Origin of the sequence: Accumulibacter sp. (assembly GCF_029255145.1) — a bacterium.
In the GTDB taxonomy this organism is placed as follows: Bacteria; Pseudomonadota; Gammaproteobacteria; order Burkholderiales; family Rhodocyclaceae; genus Accumulibacter.
This window is the reverse complement of record NZ_JAPUVQ010000080.1, coordinates 1-3,680: the sequence shown is the minus strand read 5'-3', so window position 1 is coordinate 3,680 and position 3,680 is coordinate 1. Positions and strand designations below refer to the sequence as shown.

At 63.5% G+C, this 3,680-nt stretch carries 3 protein-coding genes; all 3 read right to left on the bottom strand.

Features of this window, described 5'->3' with window-relative positions:
* A partial coding sequence (locus Q1L50_RS08035) for a class I SAM-dependent DNA methyltransferase (protein ID WP_300337377.1) occupies nt 1-2,153 on the bottom strand: 2,153 nt, incomplete at its 3' end.
* 155 nt (nt 2,154-2,308) lie between these two features.
* Nucleotides 2,309-2,950, bottom strand: coding sequence for a DUF3987 domain-containing protein (locus Q1L50_RS08030; protein ID WP_300337375.1), 642 nt, complete (start codon nt 2,948-2,950; stop codon nt 2,309-2,311).
* 41 nt (nt 2,951-2,991) lie between these two features.
* Nucleotides 2,992-3,680, bottom strand: a 689-nt coding sequence (locus Q1L50_RS20010; RefSeq protein WP_366145224.1) for a hypothetical protein, incomplete at its 5' end; no start/stop codon positions are given.

Sequence of the window (3,680 nt, the reverse complement as noted above, 5' to 3'; positions counted from 1 at the left end):
TATACCGGAGGCTTCAGCCGCTTCGTTACCTCCACGACTGCTCCAGTTGCTACCGGCCGGAGCGAAAGTTGCCGGGCGGGATTCGCACCCGCTGGAAAACAGCGCCTTGTCACGGCGCACAAGAACACGCGGTTGAAGTTGATCTCGTAGCCCACCTTGCCGACGCCGCCGTCCTGCTCGTCGAGCGTCGCGCGGTCGATCCAGGCGTCGGCCACATAGGGCCTCACCTCGCGCAACAGGTAGCTGACGATGTCCTCCTTCAGCGGAATGTTCTCGGCATCCTTCAGCGCCGGGTCGGGTTCGTACTCGATGTGCCTGCCCTTGCCATCGGTGTGCAGGCCCAGCAGGGCGTAGAGGTCATCCTTGCCGAGGTCGTCAGGCAGTATCTGTCCGGGGAACAGGGCGGCACGGTCCAGCGGCTCAGCCTTGTAGTGTTTGGCGATCACCGGCGCGGCCTCTGGGTCCACGGTGGTGAAGCAGTCGCGGAAGATCTTTCTCTGCGCCGTCCCCTTGCCGCCTTTGGCCCAACCCTCGACATCCTCCGGCAGGATCTTGAAGGCCTGCTGCACGGCATCCCAGGCCTGATTCCAATCCCGTTGTGGTTCGCTGCCGAGCTGATCCTGCACCGCCTGCAGGGCGTCGAACAGCTCGGGGCAGGTGTTGAGGAAGCGCTCGCGAGCTTCATCGGTGATTTCGAATCGCAGGCGCAGCGGGCGCAGCACGGTGATGCGGCGGTAGCCGAAATCGGTGTTGTCGAAGACGCGGCTGGTCTTGCTCTCTTCCAGGGCGCCGTGTTCGCGGGTAATGGAATCGAGGGCAGCCTGATCCAGATAGCGGCGCTTGTCACCCAGGCTGCGCTTCATCGGCGTGTAGCGCTCGCGCGCGTCGATCAACTGAATCTTGCCCTTGCGGTGAGTCGCCTTGCGGTTGGTGACCACCCAGATGAAAGTGCCGATGCCGGTGTTGTAGAACATCTGCTCGGGCAGGGCGACGATGGCTTCGAGCTGGTCGCGCTCGATGATCCAGCGCCGGATCTCGCTCTCGCCACTGCCGGCGCCGCCGGTGAACAGGGGTGAGCCGTTGAAGACGATGGCGGTGCGCGAGCCGGGCCTGTTGCGGTCGCCTGGCGCGTAGTCCTGGAACTTGCTCATCATGTAGAGCAGGAACAGCAGGGCGCCGTCGTTGATGCGTGGCAGCTTGCCGCTGTAGCCGCGGAAGTTCGGCCAGCGGTCGATGATCTTCTTTTCCGCCTTCCAGTCCACCCCGAAGGGCGGATTGGCCAGCAGGTAGTCGAAGCGGCTGTCGGGAAAGGGGTCGTCGGTAAGCGTGTTGCCCAGCACCACCTGGCCATCCTTGTGGCCCTTGATCAGCAGGTCGGAGGCAGCTACGGCATAGGAGCGCGGGTTGTAGTCCTGCCCGAAGACCCTGACGGTGGCCTGCTCGTTGTGGGCGCGAATCCAGTTCTGCCCTTCGGCCAGCATGCCGCCGGTGCCGCAGGCCGGGTCGCAGATGGTGACGATGATGCCTTGCTGGGTGAGCACCCGGGTGTCGGGCTCCAGCAGCAGATTGACCATGAGCTGGATGACTTCGCGCGGGGTGAAGTGGTCACCCGCCGTTTCATTGGCGGCTTCGTTGAAGCGGCGGATCAGGTCTTCGAACACCAGCCCCATGGTGATGTTGTCGACCTTGCGCGGATGCAGGTCGATCTCGGCGAACTGGGCAAGCACCTGATAGAGGCGGTTGGACTCTTCAAGCTTTTCGATCTCCTTGTCGAACTCGAAGCGCTCGAAGATCTTGCGGATGTTCTCGGAGAAGCCGCTGATGTAATCGGCCAGGTGGCGGCCGATGTTGTCCGGGTCGCCCTTGAGCTTGTGGAAGTCGAGCTGGCTGTGGTTGTGGAAGCCGAGCGGGGTGCCGTCTTCATTCTTGCCCAGATTGTTGAGGATGGCGTCGATATTGGGAATGCCCTTGCTCGTCAGTTGGGCATGGCGCTTGAGCACGGCGTCCTTGCTGGGCGCCAGCACTGCATCGAAACGGCGCAGCACAGTCAGCGGTAGCATGACGCGCTCGTACTGTGGCGGGCGGTAGGGGCCACGCAACAGGTCGGCCACCGACCAGATGAAATTGGCAAGTTGTTGGAAGTTGGCGCTCATGTCTGCACTCTGGAAGGTAAGGAGTCAATGGGCACTCCAATTGCCCGCATGTGGTCGCCAATGATCGCCGGAACCCGTTGATTCCTGGCGTGCATGTGCGCGGCCCTGCGCAACCAAATGGAGCGAAGGGTACCACTTCGGTTGTCTTTCCGCTGTCAGCAGGCAGTGCCGTCGGCCGCGCCGCCGTCGTCGCGAAAGTCAGGCTTTTTTCCGGCCTTGCCGAGCGGCTTCAGCACCTCCGCCAGCGCCGGTGATTTCATCACGCCAGGGCGCCCGACAATCGCACCCCAAAGGTTCGGGACCACCAGCCAGTCGTCGTGGCGCTTCGGGCAGAGGCACGCCTTCCTGCCGATCACCGACGATAGCGCCACCATGGCGCCGACGGCCGGGAAGTCCGGAGGGCACTGCATCCAATCGGCGATGTCTGCTACGCGCTCTCGCCGTGCCTGCGGCAAGAGCGCGACGTCCAATGGTTCCACCGGCAGCAGCGCAGACGGGATCGGCAACGGGTAGCATCGCGGCTCTGGCTCCGGGTGCTGTCTGGCGACCGGCCGAAGCCATGCGCCGCTAGCAGAATCCGCCGCTGACGCGGATTCATAGCCCGCCCTTGCCGGCGCGCTGCCCCCGCGACGGCTCGCGTCACGGCATCCGCTCCGCGCAGTCGCGCCCATGGCTTGTGCCGTGGCGAGCAGGTTGCCGGCGTTGAATGCCACGGCCACCGGGTAGCCGGTCGCTTCGTGAACGCTCTCTCCCGTGGCGAAGCCTTCGGCGATGCACGGTTTCGCCGCGTCCTCCACGCGGCCGATGCCGAAATAGCAGCCCGCGGCCCGTCCGCCGGTCAGGAAGCGCTGGTCGCCGTCCGGGCCGATGAATTGCAGCGAACGTGGACCAGCTGGTGGCCCTTGAACGTGCGCCACACGAGGCGGCACAGCTCGCGTTGGTTCTTCCGGAACTCGGCGATCATCTCGTCGCCGCTGCTTGCGCCTGTGAAGTGCCGAATGGCTGCCCCCGCCGGGACGCGTGAATTGGCGGTCATGGTGCAGCCCCTTGATGCCGACGCAAGCAAGGCGCGGATGTCCTCGACTCGCCAGACGGTGACGCGAGGACCGAGCTTGGTCGGTGCCGGAAAGCGTCCAGACTTGACGCCTGCCCACCAGCAGGACTTCTTGACGGGGACGGTTGGCAGGATGGGTGGTACGGCTTTGGGATTTCCGATGATTTGCGATAGGTGCAGCAGGCCGGTTTCGGGGAGCGGGTGGATGTGCGTCCGTCCTTGTCCAACAAGGGATAGGTGCTGGTGGCGATGCTTGGTTATTTGCCAACAAGATAATCGCCCCCGGGCGATATTCTTCGTTGTTGAATCAGGATGCCGCGTCGGCCCGGCGAGGGAATCCGGATTTCTCCCAATGCTCTCAACGTAACGCGCCATTGGCATAAATTGATCGGCGGACCCAGAAACCGGTTGCGCGTCAGGCGAGCACAAGGCAAAGTATGTATCCCCTTGATACGGATGTAAAATTTTATATG